The sequence below is a fragment of the Ensifer adhaerens genome (assembly GCF_013283195.1).
Lineage (GTDB): Bacteria > Pseudomonadota > Alphaproteobacteria > Rhizobiales > Rhizobiaceae > Ensifer > Ensifer adhaerens_G.
The window spans coordinates 491,026-508,305 of the sequence record NZ_JABEKT010000004.1; the positions used below are offsets into that span (position 1 = coordinate 491,026).

Below are 17,280 nucleotides of genomic sequence, written 5' to 3' on the forward strand. Positions count from 1 at the left end.
GCGCCGGTCTCTCCCCAGTTTGCGTGCCTGATAAATCAGCGTAGAAAGTGCCTGTGGGCCGTGGCAAAGTTCCACAGATGGAGGACAAAGCAAGCATGGACGTCGGTAACAGTGTGCCAGCGGAAGCGGCCTTCGAGCCCTTGCTCCAGTTTGAAATGGAGATGGGGACGTTTCTTTCGGAATGGCAGCATTGCGACCATCTCTCCACCTATCTCGCCCGCATGATCAGCCACAACAGAGCTGATCCGGTCCGGCATTCGAATTTCTTCTCGTCGGCGCTCAATGAACTGCTCGAAGTGTCCTTTCGCGGCGGAACCGCCAGCGGCCAAATCGGTCTTTCGATCTACCGCCATGGACCGGTCGAGCGCGTCCAGATCACATTTCCATGTCCTGCCGAACAGGTGCCGTTCTACCGCGAAGCCGTACAGAAGATCGATCGCAGCGATGCGCATGCCCGCTATCTCGATTCCATCTCGACCGACATGGCACCCAGTCGCGAATCCATCCTGCTCGATCTCGCCATCAATTTCGACGCGAGCATCCGTATCGAGGAAAGCACATCACCCGCAGTCACGCTGATCGTCGACTTGCCGCTGGAAGGGCTCGTCAGTTGAGCGTCACAGGCCTTTCCCCCAACTTCAAGGTGGCGTTCGACGCCAATAGCCAGGTGTTTTCGCTCGCCGGCGTCGTCCGGCCGCGGTCCGTCGACGAGATCGCCGATAGCATCGCCATGCTCAAGCAGGCGATCGACGACGTTCGCGGCGTGCTTTACGTCGACGTGAAACGCCTGATCCAGATGAACAACACCGCATTCCATGCCTTCGTGCGGGTTGCCCTCGACGCCTGCCGGGCACGCGCGGACCTGCGCATGGTGATCGTGACGTCGAGCGTCGTCGGCTGGACCACGCGCATGTTCGGGCATCTCAACCAAATCGAACCGCAGATTACGGTCGAGGTCTACGATTCGACCTTCTATCCTGGGCAGAGCTTCGTCGAGGACACGAGCTTCATCCCGATCCTGAGAACACAGACGAAGATGACCTGGCGCCACGAGCGTTCGATCCTGCCTCGGCACGGCCTGCGGCCGGGCATCGCGATCGCCGACGTCTGTTGCGGCATCGGCGACTTTGCCGTTCTCGTCCAGAAGGAGTTTCAGCCGGCGCGGATCGTTGCCCTCGACCACTCCAAGGCGAGCCTCGCCTATGCTCGGGAGGTGGCGACCAACTTCGGCATCACCGATATCGAATACACCTACGGCGATGCGTCGGAAATGCTGCTGGAGGACAATCAGTTCGACTTCGTCAGCTGCCGCCACTCGCTGCAGATCTTCAACGAACCCGAGCTGCTGCTGAAGGAACTCTACCGGATCTGCAAACCGGGCGGACGCGTCTACATCACCAATGAAAAGAACTCGCACTGCCTCGGCGAACCGCGCGCCCAGAGCATCCAGTGGACCTATAACGAGGTCGCCAAACTGTTCAGCCATTTCGACATGGACGTCGAACTCGGGCCGAAAAGCCGCCGCTATCTCGCTGATGCGGGCTTCGACGACATCCTGGTGGAGTCGTTCATGGTGACGAACCTCGACGGCGATCCGCAGGACTTCGCCGATGTGATCACCGCCTGGGAAAACGTCTATGCCGGAGAAATGGCGGTGCGCCGTGGCGACACGCCCGAGTTCATCGAGCGCTTCCGGCAGGGCTTCCGTGATCATATCTTTGCCGCCCTTCATCCCAAGGGCTATGCGGGCTGGCCGATCTGGGTCGCATCGGGGCGCAAGCCGACATGAATGAACCGAGTGCATCAAGTTCCCGCCTCGGCCTGAGGTCTTTCCGCGCCAAGTTCGTGCTCGTTGTCGGCGGCGCCGTACTGTTCGATCTGCTGGTGACCGGCGGCCTTGCGCTTTGGAATGTGCAAAGACTGTCGCGGGATGCCGCAACGGAAGTCGGCCAGGGCCTGCAGAAGGCCAACCAGGACTATATGCGGTCCTACGCGGAATCGACCGCCGCCCGCGTCAACCTGCTTCTCGGCCAGGTTCACACCGACGTCGGAACACTGGCCGGCGTTCTGCAGTCGCAGATTGATCGGCCGGTGCGCAAGTTCCAGGTCGGCGAGGCTCTTGCCCGTGGCGCGCCAGGTTCCGTCACCGTCGTCTACGATGAGAAGGGCGGATGGGCGCAGAACCTGCCCGGCCCGCCCTCGGTCGTCAGCGTCTGGGGCTATCTTCTCGGGCCGGACCGTCGCCCTCTTCCGGACGTCCAGACCGAGATCGAGAACAGCGCGGTGCTCGACCTGGTTGCGCCGAGCCTGCTCGAAAGCGGCCGGTCCAAGCTGCAGATGTACTACATCGGCCCCAAGGAACGGCCTATCTTCAGGACCGCGCCCTACACGGACCAGGCGCAGACCTTCGACCGTCTTTATCCCGGCCATAACGAGGCGGAATTCTGGACGTTCTTCTTTCCCGGCATCTACGAATCCTGGGAGCGATGGACGAAGGACCCGAGCGTCAGGCCGGTGCCCAACGATGTGACGCAGACGGCGCCCTACACCGACGCGATCACCGGCAAGCTCATCGTCAGCTTCTTCCAGCCGCTGTGGTCGCGCGACCGAAAGGCAGTGGCAGGTGCTGCCGGCGCCGATATCACGCTCGACCAGCTGGCCGAGGTGGTGCAGAACGTCAAGGTCGCCGAGAGCGGCTTCGGTTTCCTGGCGATGTCCGATGGCAATGTGCTCGCCATCAACCCGGCCGGCGAAAAGACGATCGGCCTGCAGACATCGAGCGATACCAGCACGCAAGGCGTGACGGGTGCCGACCGGTCGCTTCGCAAGAGCGCCCAGGTCGCCATCGCGCAATTGCCGCTCGGGCAGGACGGGGTGATCCAGCGCGTCATGCTCGACGAGGCGGGCGAGAAGGTTCCTTATCTCGTCCTTCTGAAGCAGCTGCAGCCGGAGAACTTCTGGATGTCGGGCCCGGTGCGCAAGGAAACGATGTCGCTTGGCATCGTGGTTCCCGAACGGGAAATCTATGCGTCGCTGTTTGCCGCGCAAGCCGGCATCTCGCAGGCGACGAACCGCATCCTCGCCTACCAGATCCTGGCGCTGCTTGCTTCGTTGCTGTTCGTGACGGCGGCGGTGTTCGGCATTTCCAAGCGCGTGACCGCCGGCATCAGTGCGCTTGCCGGCGCCGCCAAGCGCATCCAGGCGAAGGACTATTCGGTCCGGGTGCCGATCTCCACTCGCGACGAAGTGGGCGAAGCCGGCACGGCCTTCAACCGGATGGCGGAGGAAATCAGTTTCCACACCGAAAACCTCGAGCATCTTGTCGAGGAGCGAACGAAGCAGATCGAGGAAGCCAACCAGCAGATCTCCGCCCTAAACACGCAGCTGCGCAGCGAAAACCTGCGGCTGGGCGCCGAGCTGGCGGTTGCCCGGCAGATCCAGATGATGGTGTTGCCGAAGGCTGGCGAGCTCGACGAGATCGCAAACCTGGAGATCGCCGCCTATATGCGGCCTGCCGACGAAGTGGGCGGGGACTACTACGATGTGCTGCGTGACGGCACGCGGCTGAAGATCGGCATCGGCGACGTCACCGGGCACGGCCTTGAGAGCGGCGTCCTGATGCTGATGGTGCAATCGGTTGCGCGCGCCTTGCAGGAAGCCGGTGATATGGATCCCAATCAGTTCCTCAACCGCCTCAACCGCGCGATCTACAAAAATATCGTGCGCACCAATACCGACAAGCATCTTTCTCTGGCGTTTCTCGACTATGATGCCGGCCGCCTGACGCTTTCGGGGCAGCACGAGGAGCTGATTGTCGTTCGCAACGCCCAGGAGGTGGAGCGCATCGACACGATGGATCTCGGCCTGCCGATCGGCTTGGAGCCCGATATCTCGCGGTTCGTCGCCACGCGCGAAGTCGCTTTTGCCCAGGGTGATATGATCATCCTGCACACGGACGGGGTAACGGAAGCCGAGAACGCGGCTGGCGAACTGTTCGGCATCCAGCGGCTCTGCGACAGTGCGCGGCAGTTTTATGGACGCAGCGCCGAAGAAGCAAAATCAGGGATACTCGAGGATCTGATGGCGCATATCGGCAAGCAGAAAATTCACGACGACATTACCCTCGTGGTCATGAGACACAGGTGAGCAGATGACGACTTTGTACGGACCGGCGGACCTGACCAGGGGCGCCAATGAAAGCGTGACGAGGCTGCGTCTTTACGACGGCCAGCTCAACCTCAGCTGGAAACATTGCGCTATCGCCTCGGATTTTGTCGCCGAGCTGATCGCCATGCGCTACCGCGGCTCGCGCAACGCCTACAAGGAAGTCCGGCACAATATCGGCTACCTGACCAACGAACTGGTCGAAAACGCGGTGAAGTTCCGCGCAGCCGGCGGCATCGTGGTCGAGGCATCGATCGACGACAGCAACTTCCACGCAAAGGTGTCGAACTTCGTCGATGGCGAGACCGCGGCACGCTTCCAGGATCTCTTGTCCGAGATCACCACCGGTGACCCGGGCGACCTTCTGATCGAGCGCATCGAAGCCAATGCAATCGGCACCGGCAAAAGCGGATCTGGACTTGGTCTTTTAACACTCATGAGCGATTATGGCGTCCGCTTCGCCTGGGTTTTCGGACCCAACGGCGGCAGTGGAGACGTCGCGCTTGAGACCTATGCCTCGATCCCCGTCCCCGATATCTCGAACTGATGAGCAGGTGAATATGGAAATCAAGGACGAGGACTACCGCGTTTGGTCCGAGGGCAACGACATCCACTTCGAGGGAACCATGCGGCTTCCCGGCACGGAAGCCTATGCCCCGATCTTCACCCTCGCCATGGGCGTGCTTGAGGCCGAGCCCGACCGCATGACGATCGACCTGGGGGAACTGCAGTTCCTGAACTCATCGGGGATCAACCTGCTCGCCAAGCTGACGATCGAGGCCCGCAACCGGCCGAACGTGCAATTGACGGTGCGTGGAACCTCCGAGATTCCGTGGCAGTCAAAGTCTTTGCCCAACCTCAAGAAGCTCCATCCCGGAATCGACCTCAGGCTGAACTGAGGCGACATCCGCGACAGCAGACGCGCGACAGAGTTCGGCAGTTTGCGCGTCATGCGCAAGAACAGGGGTTTGAAGCGCATCTGGAAGATTGCGACGCGGCGTACACGTCGCATATCCCGCGCGGCGCTATCGCGTCTTGAAACACTTCCATGATTTCGTCCCTGGACCGGAACCGGATCAGGGACGAACTTGTATGGCGGCGCGACTTTGGCCCATCTTGCCTAGGATAGCCGGGCGATCGGTTCGACACTTCCTTTCTACACACGGTCGCCTTCCCGAACCATGTTTTCCGCGTCAACCGTTGGAGCCGACCACGCGGAAGGTTTCACGCCGAACCTGCGACCGATAGAGAACGCGGCCTGCCCGCGGCAGATCACAAGATTTCGATTTTACTCCTGTTCGGGTCGCCCCTAGGCTTCTCCCGGTTCAAACCGTACCGGGAGGAAATGCCATGAAACGCAGGCTTGTACTTGTCGCGGCCGCTCTGGTCTGCTCCGCCGTCGGGGCCTACGCCCAGGACACATCGATGAGCTTCTTCGTCACCAGCGCAAATCCGGGCAAGGGCGGCGATCTTGGCGGCCTTGCCGGCGCCGACACCTACTGCAACACGCTGGCCTCGGCGAGTGGCTCCACGGGCAAGACCTGGAAGGCCTACCTCTCCACCGATACGGAAAACGCCAAGGACCGTATCGGGGCCGGCCCCTGGTACAATGCCAAGGGCGAGAAGATCGCCGACGATGTCGCTTCGCTGCACAGCGACAAGAACAACCTGACGAAGCAGACCGCGCTCAACGAGAAGGGCGAAGTGATCAACGGCCGCGGCGATAAGCCGAACCGGCACGATATCCTCACCGGCTCCAAGGCCGACGGCACGGCCGCGCCGGAGACCTGCGGCAACTGGACGCTCAGCGGAACGGACGGTGCGGCGATCGTCGGCCACAGCGATCGCACGGGTCTCAACGACAGTGCCGAGGCCAAATCGTGGAATGCATCGCACGCGACGCGCGGTGGCTGCACCCAGGAAGCCTTCAAGGGAACGGGCGGCGACGGGCTCTTTTACTGCTTCGCCGCGAATTGACGGGAACACCGCGGCCGGGCCGTCGTGGCTGCGAAGTCCACGACAGCCCTGCCATGCATCGATGATCCGCCGGCACATGTCACGAGCGGAGGCGACCACCTGCGCAACTGCGACCAGCGCCATGTCTGACGACAGCGGCCGGATCATCCCGGCTACGTTTGATGATCGCATGGTGTCCGTTGGATGCCCCTGCGCGGGCTGCCGCAGGCTGAGTCCACCATTGCGCGCCATCGAGAACTTCATTCGTCCAGTGCCTCCCACATCGGCTGAAACCGCCTTGATCATGGAATGAATGTTTGATCTATTCAAAAATCAGAACATACATTCTTCGAGCTTTACCTGTACGCTCGGATCAAGGGAGAGGACTGAGATGAAGAGATTTCTGATTTCCGCCGCCGTTTGCGCGCTCACGGCAACGACGGCGCACGCCGAGAACATCGGCATCGCCATTGCCCGTTCCGACAGCGCCTTTCTGACGATCCTGCGCAGCGGCATGGAGAGCCGCGCGGTCGAACTCGACAAGGTTACGGTGCAGGTAGAAGATGCACAGAACGACCCGAGCCGGCAGCTCGATCAGGTGCAGAACCTGATCTCCGCTGGCGTCGACGCCATCGTGGTCGTCGCGGTCGACGGCGACGGCACGCCGGCCATCACCAAGCTCGCCACCGAAGCCAAGATCCCGGTCGTCTATGCGAACCATCCGCCTGCCGATGTCGACAGCCTGCCGGAAACCGCCGCCTTCGTCGGTTCCAACGAACTCGACTCCGGGACGATCCAGACGAAGGAAGTCTGCAAGTTGCTCGGCGGCAAGGGCGACCTCTTCGTCCTGATGGGCCCCCTCAACAACCATTCCTCGCTGACCCGCACCAAGGATATCCACGACGTCATCGCCACTGACGATTGCAAGGGCATGAAGGTCATTGAAGAACAGAGCGCAAACTGGGATCGCCTCGAGGCTACCAACATCATGACCAATTGGCTGTCGGCGGGCACCAAGTTCGATGCCGTCATCGCCAACAACGACGAGATGGCAATCGGCGCCATCCAGGCGATGAAGTCCACAGGTGTCGACATGTCGAAGGTCGTCGTCGCCGGCATCGATGCGACGCCGGATGGCCTTGCCTCGATGTCGCAGGGCGATCTCGACGTGACGGTGTTCCAGAATGCCGTCGCCCAAGGAGCAGCAGCCATGGATGCGGCGGTAGCACTGGCACGCGGCGAAAAGACCGAGCGCCACATCTGGGTACCCTTTGAACTGGTGACGCCTGAGAACATGCAGGATTATGCAAAGGCCAACCAGTAAATCCGGGTTGAGCCCTGACGTCTCCACGCCAGCCGAAGGCCATGGACAGGAATGTCCGTGGCCTATCTCTCCCATGACACTGGCACCTGCCGACCCTCCTCGCCGAACGACACCGCCGCGCGGGGTGGCGAGCATCATTCCATGTCAGGTCGGGGCCGTGTCCCGGTCGTTCGCGCCAACGCGCCGATCGTCGCCGCCCAGCATCTGCATGAGCGCAAGCTCGCTGCGAACGCCGCGCTGAAAGATCTGGATGAGCGAGGCGCCGAGTTGATCCGCCTCTTCGCTCTCCGGCTCCAGTTCGTTGCTGGAGCAGGCGTGTCGGAACACGCGCTGGAGCATTTTCAATTGATCTTCGTCGATTGCCAGGTCGAGGAAATACCGATCCATCTGACTCTGATCCTCCAATATCAAAGCAGGTTGAGATGACCTTTCTGATATTGGAACAGAGAGCGCAATTTTCCAGAGGCCGAGGCATCTCTCAATTTGACAGCGAGTGCCGTAAAGATACGCCGTGAAATTGAGACCCTCGATTGAACTCAGATCGGGCTGGAGGCGGGGCCGCGCTTCCGTCGGCAGGCATCCATTCGCAGTCCGGTCCCGGCACCGTATCGGCAAGCCCGGATCGGTGTATGGATCTGGCAAGATCGAGATGCGCGTCGATTTGTGAAACTCTCACGGTTCCACTTGACATGCTCCATATATCCATTAATCTGGATATATGGATAATGAAGAAGCCATCATCGCGCTTGCCGCCCTCGCCCAGTCGACCAGGCTCGACGTCTTCAGGCTGCTGGTCAAGCACGAACCCCACGGCCTTCCCGTCGGGGAGCTCGCGCGAACGGTCGAGGTGCCGCAAAACACGATGTCTGCCCATCTCGCAACGCTCTCGCGTGCGGGATTGGTGACTGGCGAGCGCCAGAGCAGGTCGATCATCTATCGCGCCAATCTCGATGCACTGCGGGAACTGACGGTCTTCCTGGTCAAGGATTGCTGCGGTGGCAACGCCGACCTCTGCGCACCCTTGATTGCCGATCTCATGCCCTGCTGCAGCAGCGGGAGAGCAAGTCAGCCATGACAGCCAAACCCATCGACCAAGAAACGCTCTAGACGGACGCGCCATGACCAACCGCATGTTTAACGTGCTCTTCCTGTGCACGGGCAATTCCGCTCGTTCCATTCTGGCCGAGGCCATCCTAAATCAGGAGGGCAAGGGGCGATTTCGGGGCTATTCGGCCGGCAGCCGGCCAAAGGGACAGGTACACCCTCTCGCCCTTCGCGAACTGCAAACGCTCGGCTACGACGCGCAAGCGGCGACGTCAAAAAGCTGGGATGTCTTTGCGCAGCAGGACGCACCCCGGATGGACTTCATCTTCACCGTCTGCGACAGCGCCGCCGGCGAGGCCTGCCCGGTATGGATCGGCCATCCGATCACGGCACATTGGGGCATCGAAGATCCTGCAGCCGTCGAGGGAACAGAAATCGAAAAGGCACGCGCGTTCGCGCAGGCAGCCCGCTTCCTCAAGAACCGCATCACTGCGTTCGTCAACCTCCCCATGCAATCAATCGACAGAATGGCGCTTGAACACCACCTGCATCAGATTGGCATGATGGAGGGAACGACCAACACTCATGCATGGCCCGCCTGACGATGTCGCTCTTCGAACGCACGCTCACCCTCTGGGTCTTTGGCTGTATTGTCGTCGGCATCGCACTTGGCCATCTCTTTCCGGACGTCTTCCAGGCGATCGGCGCAATGGAAATCGCCAAGGTCAATATCCCGGTTGCCCTCCTGATCTGGCTGATGGTCATCCCGATGCTGCTGAAGATCGACTTCCGCTCGCTTTCGAAGGTCGGCAGCTATTGGCGCGGCATCGGCGTGACCCTGTTCATCAACTGGGCCGTGAAGCCGTTCTCCATGGCGCTGCTCGGCTGGCTGTTCATCGGCTGGTTGTTCCGCCCGCTGCTTCCGGCCGACCAGATCGACGCCTATATCGCCGGCCTGATCATCCTTGCGGCCGCGCCCTGCACGGCAATGGTCTTTGTCTGGTCCAACCTGACGAAAGGCGAGCCGCACTTCACGCTGAGCCAGGTGGCACTCAACGATGCCATCATGATCGTCGCCTTTGCACCTGTTGTCGCGCTGTTGCTCGGGTTGTCGGCAATCACCGTGCCCTGGGACACGCTGATGATCTCCGTTGCCCTCTACATCCTGATCCCTGTTGCCGCGGCCCAGATCCTGCGACGGCGGCTGACGGCCGGGGGATCGACAGCAAGGCTCGACTGGCTGCAGGGCAAGCTCCAGCCATTGTCACTGGTCGCACTGCTTTCAACGCTGATCCTGCTGTTCGGCTTCCAGGGGGAACAGATCATTGCGCAACCGACGATAATCGCGTTGCTGGCGGTGCCGATCCTCATCCAGGTCTACTTCAATTCAGGCCTTGCATACGTCCTGAACCGGGCAGTCGGGGAAAAACACTGCATTGCCGGCCCTTCGGCTCTGATCGGCGCCTCCAATTTCTTCGAACTGGCGGTTGCAGCTGCGATCTCGCTGTTCGGCTTTCATTCCGGGGCGGCGCTCGCAACGGTGGTCGGCGTCCTTATCGAGGTACCCGTCATGCTGTCGGTGGTCTGGATCGTCAACCGCAGCAAGGACTGGTACGAGGCCAGCCCTGCCGTCGTCCGAAACACCAACCCTGAAAGGGCCTGACCATGGATGTCACCATCTACCACAACCCCATGTGCGGCACGTCGCGCAACACCCTGGCAATGATCCGCCACGCCGGCATCGAACCGACCGTCGTCGAGTATCTGCACACACCTCCGTCCAGGGAAACGCTCGAGCGGCTGATCGCGGCCGCCGGTCTCTCCGTGCGAGAAGCGGTGCGCGAGAAGGGCACACCCTATGCCGAACTCGGGCTCGACGATCCGTCTTTGTCGGATGAGCAACTGATCGACGCGATGATCGCGCATCCGGCGTTGATCAATCGACCATTCGTTGTCAGCCCGATGGGCACCCGCCTCTGCCGGCCCTCCGAAGCCGTGCTCGACATTCTGCCCGACACATTCAAGGGCGCCTTTGCCAAGGAAGACGGAGAGAGGGTACTGGATGCGGAGGGAAAGCGCCTTGTCTGATCTGCCTGCAGCAAGCCTCGACCATCTCCGCCAGCCCGATATTGCGGCGCTCCGCCCGTCCCTTTCGACGCACAAGCCGCGCATCCTCATTCTCTACGGCTCGCTGCGGCCGGTCTCCTATAGCCGGCTGCTAGCCCATGAAGCCCGCCGCCTGCTCGAACATTTCGGCGCGGAGGTTCGCATCTTCGACCCGGAAGGGCTTCCGCTTCCCGATGCCGCCCCCGTCAGCCACGAAAAGGTCCAGGAACTGCGCCGTCTGTCGGAATGGTCCGAAGGCCAGATCTGGGTCAGCCCGGAGCGGCATGGCGCCATGACCGGCATCCTGAAGGCGCAGATCGACTGGATACCCCTGTCGCTCGGCTCGGTGCGGCCGACACAGGGCAAAACCCTTGCAGTCATGGAAGTCTCCGGCGGCAGCCAGTCGTTCAACGCTGTCAACCAGATGCGCATTCTCGGGCGCTGGATGCGCATGATCACCATCCCGAACCAGTCTTCGGTCGCAAAAGCCTGGCAGGAATTCGACGCCGACGGACGAATGAAACCTTCCTCCTATTACGACCGTGTCGTCGATGTCTGCGAAGAGCTTGTCAAATTCACGCTTTTGACCCGCGATGCCTCGGCCTATCTGACCGATCGCTACAGCGAGCGTAAGGAAGATGCCGACAAACTGGAGCAACGCGTCTCGCTCAAGGCGATCTGAGATCATGGGAAGAGCATGATGACCGAGATGCGCTTCCCGCTCCCGGCCCTCATAGGGCTGGGCCTGACCCAGATCATCGGCTACGGAACGCTTTTCTACAGCTTCAGCGTTCTCGTCCCGGCGATCGCCACCGATTTCGGCTGGACCGAACAATGGGTGTTTGCGACGCTGTCCGGCGCGCTTCTCGTCGGGGGTCTCTTTGCGCCGATGGCCGGCCGATGGGCGGACCGGTTCGGTGCCGGGCGCGTTCTGTGCTTCGGATCGATCGCCGCGGCCGGCGCCTTGCTCGCCACGGCGATGGCGAACGAACGCCTGACCTTCGCAATCGCGCTCGTGGCAATGCAGGTGGCATCGACCTTCGTGCTCTATAGCACGGCATTCGTCGCGATCGTCCAGTTTGGCGGTTGCAATCCGCGGCGCACGATCACCCACCTCACGCTCATCGCCGGCTTCGCCTCAACGCTGTTCTGGCCACTGACCGCGAGCCTTCACCAATCAATTTCATGGCGCGATATCTACATGCTGTTTGCGGCCATGAACCTCTTCCTTTGCTTGCCCATCCATCTGTGGCTCGCACACCTCCTCAAGGGGCCACGGCACGTCGTGGCTGTGCCGGTGGACACCCAGCCGTCCGAGCGGCCCGTCACGCCGCCCGCTCACGGGACCGCGCTTTTCACTTTGATGCTGCTCGGGTTTGCCCTTGAGGGCCTGGTTCTCTCTGCCGTTCTGATCCACATGGTGCCCTTGACGGTCGAACTCGATCTGGGGTCGTCAGGTCTCCTGGTGGCCAGCCTATTCGGCCCGGCGCAGGTGGCAAGTCGCCTCGTCAACATGCTCTTCGGCAAACAGATCACCCAGACCTCGCTTGCCGTCATCGCCGCATGCCTGTTGGTTCTCGGGCTTATCGTCCTCACCGCTACGGCGCCATGGCTGCCGGGCGCGATCACCTTCGCCATCCTCTTCGGCATGGGATCGGGCCTGATCAGCATCGTCAGCGGCACCTTGCCGCTTGAGCTTTTCGGCAAGCACAATTACGGCGCACGGCTTGGCTGGGTTACCGCCGCGAAGCAGCTGTCGTCCGCCGCGGCACCGTTTTCGCTTGCTTCGGCCCTGGCCTGGCTCGGGGTGCTGCCTTCCCTATGGATAACCGTTGCGACAGGTGCCGCCGGAATACTCACCTTTGCTGCCATCGCCGTGTTCAACCGCCGCGACCAGCATCGAGCGTCAGGGGCGGGCAAGGGCCTGATCGAGGTCTAGGCGCATCCCGGTATCAATTGGACCAGCCAATCGAAGCGGCGCGTTCACAGACGGCTGTCGCAACGGCCCGGGCTTTCGGCCGGCTGCCGTCGACTAGCACCTGACCTGAGCGGCCCCCATCAGCTGCTTCACGCTTTCCCAACCAGCAAAACCTCGCAAAATCTCCGCCGATCGCAACAAGGGAATCGACACAAGTCCGCTTGAGGGCGCATAGAAGGCGCTGGGGCCAGTCACCTGGGCTCCCTTGTTTTCGTCGCCGGTCCCGGCTGAAGCGTATGGGTCGGCGAAACCGTGATCCATTCTGAAGTGCCCCGATGATTTCATTTCCGACAGCAATCCAGCTTTCGTCTCACGTTTTGGCTGACAACCACATTCTTGATTGTAATGCGGGCCAGCAGTGACCGCATGACAGCGATCCCGACCGAGACGCAGGCCCAAGACGCCTCCTCCGCGCGCAATTCCCGTGTCGTCGCGCTGGTCGTTGCCATCGCCTTCTTCATGCAGATGCTCGACGGTACGATCGTCATTACCTCGCTGCCGCAGATGGCCGCGTCCTTCGGTGTACAACCGGTCGCCATGAGCATCGGCATCACCGTCTACATGCTGACGATGGCGGCCTTCATTCCGCTCTCCGGCTGGCTTGGCGACCGCTTTGGCGCGCGCAATGTCTTCCTGGTCGCAATCGGCATTTTCACGCTCGCCTCGCTGTTTTGCGGTCTGTCAGGCAGCCTCGGCGAGTTCATCGCGGCACGTGCCGTGCAAGGCATCGGCGGCGCCCTGATGACGCCGGTCGGCCGGATCATCGTCTTGAAGAATGCTCGCAAATCGGAGCTTGTCGGCGCGGTCGCGCTCATCACGTGGCCGGCGCTAATCGCCCCGGTCGTCGGCCCGATCCTCGGCAGCGTGATCACCACGTGGCTGAGCTGGCACTGGAACTTTCTCATCAACATACCGATCGGCCTCATCGGCCTTGCGCTTGTGCTGCGCTTCGTGCCCGATCAGCGCGAGGAAGAGGCGCGTCGTCTTGACATCAAGGGCTTCATCCTATCGTCAACCGCCCTCACTTTGGTGCTGGCCGGGCTCGAGGCCTTCGTGCACGGGACAGTCAATGCGCCTGCAATTGTCCTGTTGCTGGCAGCGGGCACGATCATCGGCATCATGGCCACGTGTCACTTCAAGGTGATCGCCGATCCGCTTCTCGATCTCTCTGCTCTGAAAATCCAGACCTTTGCGATGTCGACGTTGTCGGCCGGCACCGCCTGCCGCATCGCCATCAACGCGACGCCGTTTCTGATCCCACTGCTCTTTCAGGTCGGCTTCGGCCTCAATCCGATCGAGACCGGAATTTATGTGCTCGCCTACTTCGCAGGAAATCTGGCGATGAAAACGGCGACCACGTCGTTGCTGCGCCGTTTCGGCTTCCGCACCATCCTTGTCGGCAACGGCCTGCTCGCCTCGCTGGCGATTGGTGCCTGTGCAGCGGTATCGACAGATACGCCGCAGTTGCTGACGCTCCTGCTGCTGTTTGCCGCCGGGCTGTTCCGCTCGATGCAGTTCACGGCACTCAACACGCTCGGCTTTGCCGACATCAATGCAAGCCAACGCAGTTCAGCATCGACGCTGTCGAGCATGTTGCAGCAGGTGGCCATGCTGATGGGCGTCGCCGTTGCCGCCGCCGTTCTCAATCTGTCGCAGGCGCTTCGTGGCGCTGAAACCGCGGCGCTCACGGACTTTCGCTGGGCGTTTCTCGCGGTCGCTACGATCGGCACCCTCTCGGCCTTGCGTTTTCTGAGCCTGCCGCACGATGCAGGCGTCGAAGTTTCAGGGCACAAATTCGAGCCGCGGAAATAATCGTTCCCGAGCGGCATCGGCCGTGGCCCGGAGGTCACAACGATGCCGCCCGGATTTCTACACTCACCGCTTGTTCATGCGGCGATGCCATGGCGCGTCCTGCTGCCAGTCGCCGGGCATGATTGAGCCGCAGGCGGTCTGCTCGGCCACCCGTTTGCCGGCCTCGCGGAAGGCAGCGCCCCGATCAGTAGCCTCTGGCCGCACCCGCACCGATGCGGCTGTCGACCGCACCGTTGTAGCGGGCGCCCCCGCCTTCCGTGATTTCGGCGAGGCTTTCGCCGCCGACGAGAATGCCGGTCGCCTGGCCCCAGATGCTCCAACTCTTGTCGATCTGCACGTCATGGCCCATCGCCGAGAGAAGCTTGCGCGTATCGGGCGACAGCGCGTAGGGCTCCATGAACACCTTGTCGGGCAGCCACTGATGATGGATGCGCGGCGCATCGACCGCCTCCTGAATGTTCATGCCGTGATCGATGACGTTGAGGATCGCTTCCAGCGTGATCGTGATGATGCGTGCGCCGCCGGGACTGCCGATCACCATGAAGGGCTTGCCGTCCTTGGAGACGATGGTCGGGCTCATCGAGGACAGCGGCGTCTTGCCGGGGGCGATCGCGTTGGCCTCGCCCTGAACGAGCCCGTAGAGATTGGGAGCGCCCGGCTTGGCGGTAAAATCGTCCATCTCGTTGTTGAGCAGAATGCCGGTCCCGGGCGCGACCACGCCGGCGCCGAAGGAGCCGTTCAGCGTATAGGTGACGGCAACGGCATTGCCCTCGTCGTCGATGATCGAATAGTGGGTCGTCTCCTTGCTTTCGGCAAAGCCCTCCGGCATCAGCGCCTGCGAAACGCCGGCCTTGAACGGATCGATCTTGCCGCGGATTTCAGCGGCATAGGCCTTGTCGAGCAGCTTTGCGACCGGGTTTTCGACGAAGGCAGGATCGCCAAGCGTCGTGTTGCGGTCGACATAGGCATGGCGCATGGCCTCGATCATCGCATGCACTGTTTCGGCCGAACCGTAACCGAGATAGGACAAAGGATAGCCTTCGAGCACGTTGAGGATTTCGCAGATGATGACGCCGCCGGACGACGGCGGCGGCGAGGAGACGATGTCATAGCCGCGATAGTTGCACTTGACCGGCTCCAGTTCGCGCACGGCGTATTTCTCGAAATCCGCCTTGGCGAGGATCCCGCCCTTGTCGGCACTTGCCTTGACGATGGCGTCGGCGATCTCGCCCTTGTAGAAGGCGTCGGTGCCCTTTTCGGAAATGCTTGAAAGCGAGGCGGCAAGGTCCGCCTGAACCAGCGTTTCGCCCACGGCGAAGGGTTTTCCGTCAGGCTTCAGGAAGATCGCAGCGGCCGCCGGGTCTTTTGCCAATCGTTCGGTTTCGCCATCGAAGGAATCGATATCCCCTTGTTCCAGCCGGAAACCGTCCTTGGCGAGCGCAATGGCGGGCGCAATCAGTTCCTTGAGCGGTCGCGTACCATAGCGGCTGCGCGCGACCTCGAAGCCGAGCACCGGGCCCGGTACGCCGACCGCGAGATAGCCCTCTGTGCTGAGGCCATCGACCAGTTGGCCCTTGTCGTCGAGATACATCGCCTTGGTCGCCGCAGTCGGCGCGCGCTCGCGAAAATCGAGGAACGTGGTCTTGCCGTCCTTGAAGCGGATCGTCATGAAGCCGCCGCCGCCGATGTTGCCGGCGGTCGGATAGACCACCGCAAGCGCGTAGCCGACGGCAACGGCGGCATCCACGGCATTGCCGCCCTTTTTCAGGACCTCGACGCCGATATCCGACGCCAGGTGCTGGGCGGTCACGACCATGCCGTGCTCGGCCTTGACCGGCTCCGGCGACGCCGCCCAAACGGCCGACGGCGAAACCGAACCGAGTGCGGCGATCAGGGTGAAGGACAGGATATTCAGGCAGGAATTGCGCATGCTTTTCTCCCGCGACAGACGTTTTCTGGCAAACGGCGCCCTCGGATGAGGGCGGCGGCAAAATTCGAAGGCAACAATTGGCCGGCCCGGCCATCGGGCTGGCGTGGCCCCGGGGCAACCCGGGTCAAGGAGCGAAGCCTTGTGCGGAGTATAGCCATGCGCGGTGGTTACGGACAACAGCTGACGAACACCGAAAGGCAGCGACGAAAGCGAACGGGACCAGGATCGGCCGACGGGCATAGTCTCCGGTGGCCGGCGTCTTGCGTCCCACAACGGGCCGCGGCAAGCCGGCGCACGAGCCGAGAACGCGATCGACGCCCGGATGAGTTTTTGCCATTGCCACGAGCCGCCATGGCTGTGACAGTCCGGTTCTGAAGCCTTCCCGGACGCTTCGCCATGCGCCCAGGAAATGCGGTCTGCCGAAGGGGACGCCTATGATCGAAGGCCATTGCCATTGCAAGTCGGTTCATCTCTCCGTCCGTGTCCGACCCGACACGCTCGGCAGCTGCAACTGCTCGATGTGTTCACGCCTCGGCACGCTCTGGGGCTATTATGACGCCGAAGAGGTGTCGATAAGCGACCCTCAAGGCAAGCTCGTCGGTTACGTCCAGGGCGACGCGACGCTGACAATCTACCATTGCGGCACCTGCGGCTGCACCACCCACTGGTCGCCGATTTCTGCCGACACGACGCGCATGGGCGTCAACATGCGGCTGTTCGACCGGTCTGTCTGGGAGGACATTCCCCACCGGCTGATCGACGGCGCCAGCTGGTAGGTCCACCAGCCTCGGGGTTTCGCATCCCCATGGTCTCGCCGGCCTGCGTCTCGAATGCCCCGGGGTCTCGCAACCCTCGTCCTGTTGCCGCTCGTCCTCGGGGTTCGGCCGCACGGCGCGGCGCGCCGTCCATCGTCCGGAGCGCTTGAGGTCGGCTTGTCTCTCTGCTCGAAACAGATTATATTGAATG

At 61.9% G+C, this 17,280-nt stretch carries 17 protein-coding genes; 16 read left to right on the forward strand and 1 reads right to left on the reverse strand.

Features of this window, described 5'->3' with window-relative positions:
- Positions 1 to 95 precede the first annotated feature (95 nt).
- The 15 genes from LPJGGPFB_RS28695 to LPJGGPFB_RS28765 all read left to right on the forward strand — a co-directional run bounded on the left by LPJGGPFB_RS28695 (position 96) and on the right by LPJGGPFB_RS28765 (position 14,384).
- Positions 96 to 614 (forward strand): ubiquinone biosynthesis methyltransferase UbiE, encoded by a 519-nt coding sequence (locus tag LPJGGPFB_RS28695; protein WP_173423326.1) that lies wholly within the window; start codon positions 96 to 98, stop codon positions 612 to 614.
- Positions 611 to 1,789 (forward strand): class I SAM-dependent methyltransferase, encoded by a 1,179-nt coding sequence (locus tag LPJGGPFB_RS28700; protein WP_173423327.1) that lies wholly within the window; start codon positions 611 to 613, stop codon positions 1,787 to 1,789. Before LPJGGPFB_RS28695 ends, LPJGGPFB_RS28700 begins: the two co-directional genes overlap by 4 nt.
- Complete coding sequence (locus LPJGGPFB_RS28705) at positions 1,786 to 4,146, forward strand: SpoIIE family protein phosphatase (protein WP_173423328.1); 2,361 nt, start codon at positions 1,786 to 1,788, stop codon at positions 4,144 to 4,146. Before LPJGGPFB_RS28700 ends, LPJGGPFB_RS28705 begins: the two co-directional genes overlap by 4 nt.
- A gap of 4 nt (positions 4,147 to 4,150) precedes the next feature.
- On the forward strand, positions 4,151 to 4,711 hold the full coding sequence (locus LPJGGPFB_RS28710) for a slr1658 superfamily regulator (RefSeq protein ID WP_173423329.1): 561 nt from the start codon (positions 4,151 to 4,153) through the stop codon (positions 4,709 to 4,711).
- Positions 4,712 to 4,724: 13 nt separating this feature from the next.
- A complete protein-coding gene (locus tag LPJGGPFB_RS28715; protein ID WP_077502623.1) occupies positions 4,725 to 5,063 on the forward strand; it encodes a slr1659 superfamily regulator in 339 nt (112 codons plus the stop codon).
- Positions 5,064 to 5,514: 451 nt separating this feature from the next.
- Entirely contained in the window at positions 5,515 to 6,141 is a 627-nt protein-coding gene (locus LPJGGPFB_RS28720; protein ID WP_173423330.1) for a hypothetical protein, read from the forward strand.
- A gap of 370 nt (positions 6,142 to 6,511) precedes the next feature.
- The gene (locus LPJGGPFB_RS28725) at positions 6,512 to 7,444 is read left to right on the forward strand and encodes a substrate-binding domain-containing protein (RefSeq protein WP_173423331.1); all 933 of its coding nucleotides are present in this window, start codon (positions 6,512 to 6,514) and stop codon (positions 7,442 to 7,444) included.
- A gap of 57 nt (positions 7,445 to 7,501) precedes the next feature.
- Positions 7,502 to 7,870: a hypothetical protein gene (locus LPJGGPFB_RS33810; protein WP_173423332.1), complete on the forward strand. Its 369-nt coding sequence runs from the start codon at positions 7,502 to 7,504 to the stop codon at positions 7,868 to 7,870.
- Positions 7,871 to 8,162: 292 nt separating this feature from the next.
- Positions 8,163 to 8,519 (forward strand): ArsR/SmtB family transcription factor, encoded by a 357-nt coding sequence (locus tag LPJGGPFB_RS28735; RefSeq protein WP_173423333.1) that lies wholly within the window; start codon positions 8,163 to 8,165, stop codon positions 8,517 to 8,519.
- Positions 8,520 to 8,562: 43 nt separating this feature from the next.
- A complete protein-coding gene (locus LPJGGPFB_RS28740) occupies positions 8,563 to 9,090 on the forward strand; it encodes an arsenate reductase ArsC (RefSeq protein WP_173423334.1) in 528 nt (175 codons plus the stop codon).
- Between the two features lie 2 nt (positions 9,091 to 9,092).
- On the forward strand, positions 9,093 to 10,151 hold the full coding sequence (gene arsB, locus LPJGGPFB_RS28745; protein WP_173423456.1) for an ACR3 family arsenite efflux transporter: 1,059 nt from the start codon (positions 9,093 to 9,095) through the stop codon (positions 10,149 to 10,151).
- 2 nt (positions 10,152 to 10,153) lie between these two features.
- The gene (gene arsC / locus LPJGGPFB_RS28750) at positions 10,154 to 10,576 is read left to right on the forward strand and encodes an arsenate reductase (glutaredoxin) (protein ID WP_173423335.1); all 423 of its coding nucleotides are present in this window, start codon (positions 10,154 to 10,156) and stop codon (positions 10,574 to 10,576) included.
- The gene (gene arsH, locus LPJGGPFB_RS28755; RefSeq protein WP_173423336.1) at positions 10,551 to 11,276 is read left to right on the forward strand and encodes an arsenical resistance protein ArsH; all 726 of its coding nucleotides are present in this window, start codon (positions 10,551 to 10,553) and stop codon (positions 11,274 to 11,276) included. The genes arsC and arsH overlap by 26 nt, the downstream gene beginning before the upstream one ends.
- An 18-nt stretch (positions 11,277 to 11,294) precedes the next feature.
- On the forward strand, positions 11,295 to 12,533 hold the full coding sequence (gene arsK, locus LPJGGPFB_RS28760) for an arsenite efflux MFS transporter ArsK (RefSeq protein WP_173423337.1): 1,239 nt from the start codon (positions 11,295 to 11,297) through the stop codon (positions 12,531 to 12,533).
- A gap of 405 nt (positions 12,534 to 12,938) precedes the next feature.
- Positions 12,939 to 14,384: an MFS transporter gene (locus tag LPJGGPFB_RS28765; protein WP_173423338.1), complete on the forward strand. Its 1,446-nt coding sequence runs from the start codon at positions 12,939 to 12,941 to the stop codon at positions 14,382 to 14,384.
- 184 nt (positions 14,385 to 14,568) lie between these two features.
- Here the strand turns inward: LPJGGPFB_RS28765 and ggt are convergent, their stop codons facing one another.
- On the reverse strand, positions 14,569 to 16,314 hold the full coding sequence (gene ggt, locus LPJGGPFB_RS28770; RefSeq protein ID WP_173423339.1) for a gamma-glutamyltransferase: 1,746 nt from the start codon (positions 16,312 to 16,314) through the stop codon (positions 14,569 to 14,571).
- Positions 16,315 to 16,748: 434 nt separating this feature from the next.
- Here ggt and LPJGGPFB_RS28775 point away from each other — a divergent pair, with 434 nt between their 5' ends.
- Positions 16,749 to 17,090: a GFA family protein gene (locus LPJGGPFB_RS28775; RefSeq protein WP_173423340.1), complete on the forward strand. Its 342-nt coding sequence runs from the start codon at positions 16,749 to 16,751 to the stop codon at positions 17,088 to 17,090.
- Positions 17,091 to 17,280 lie beyond the last annotated feature (190 nt).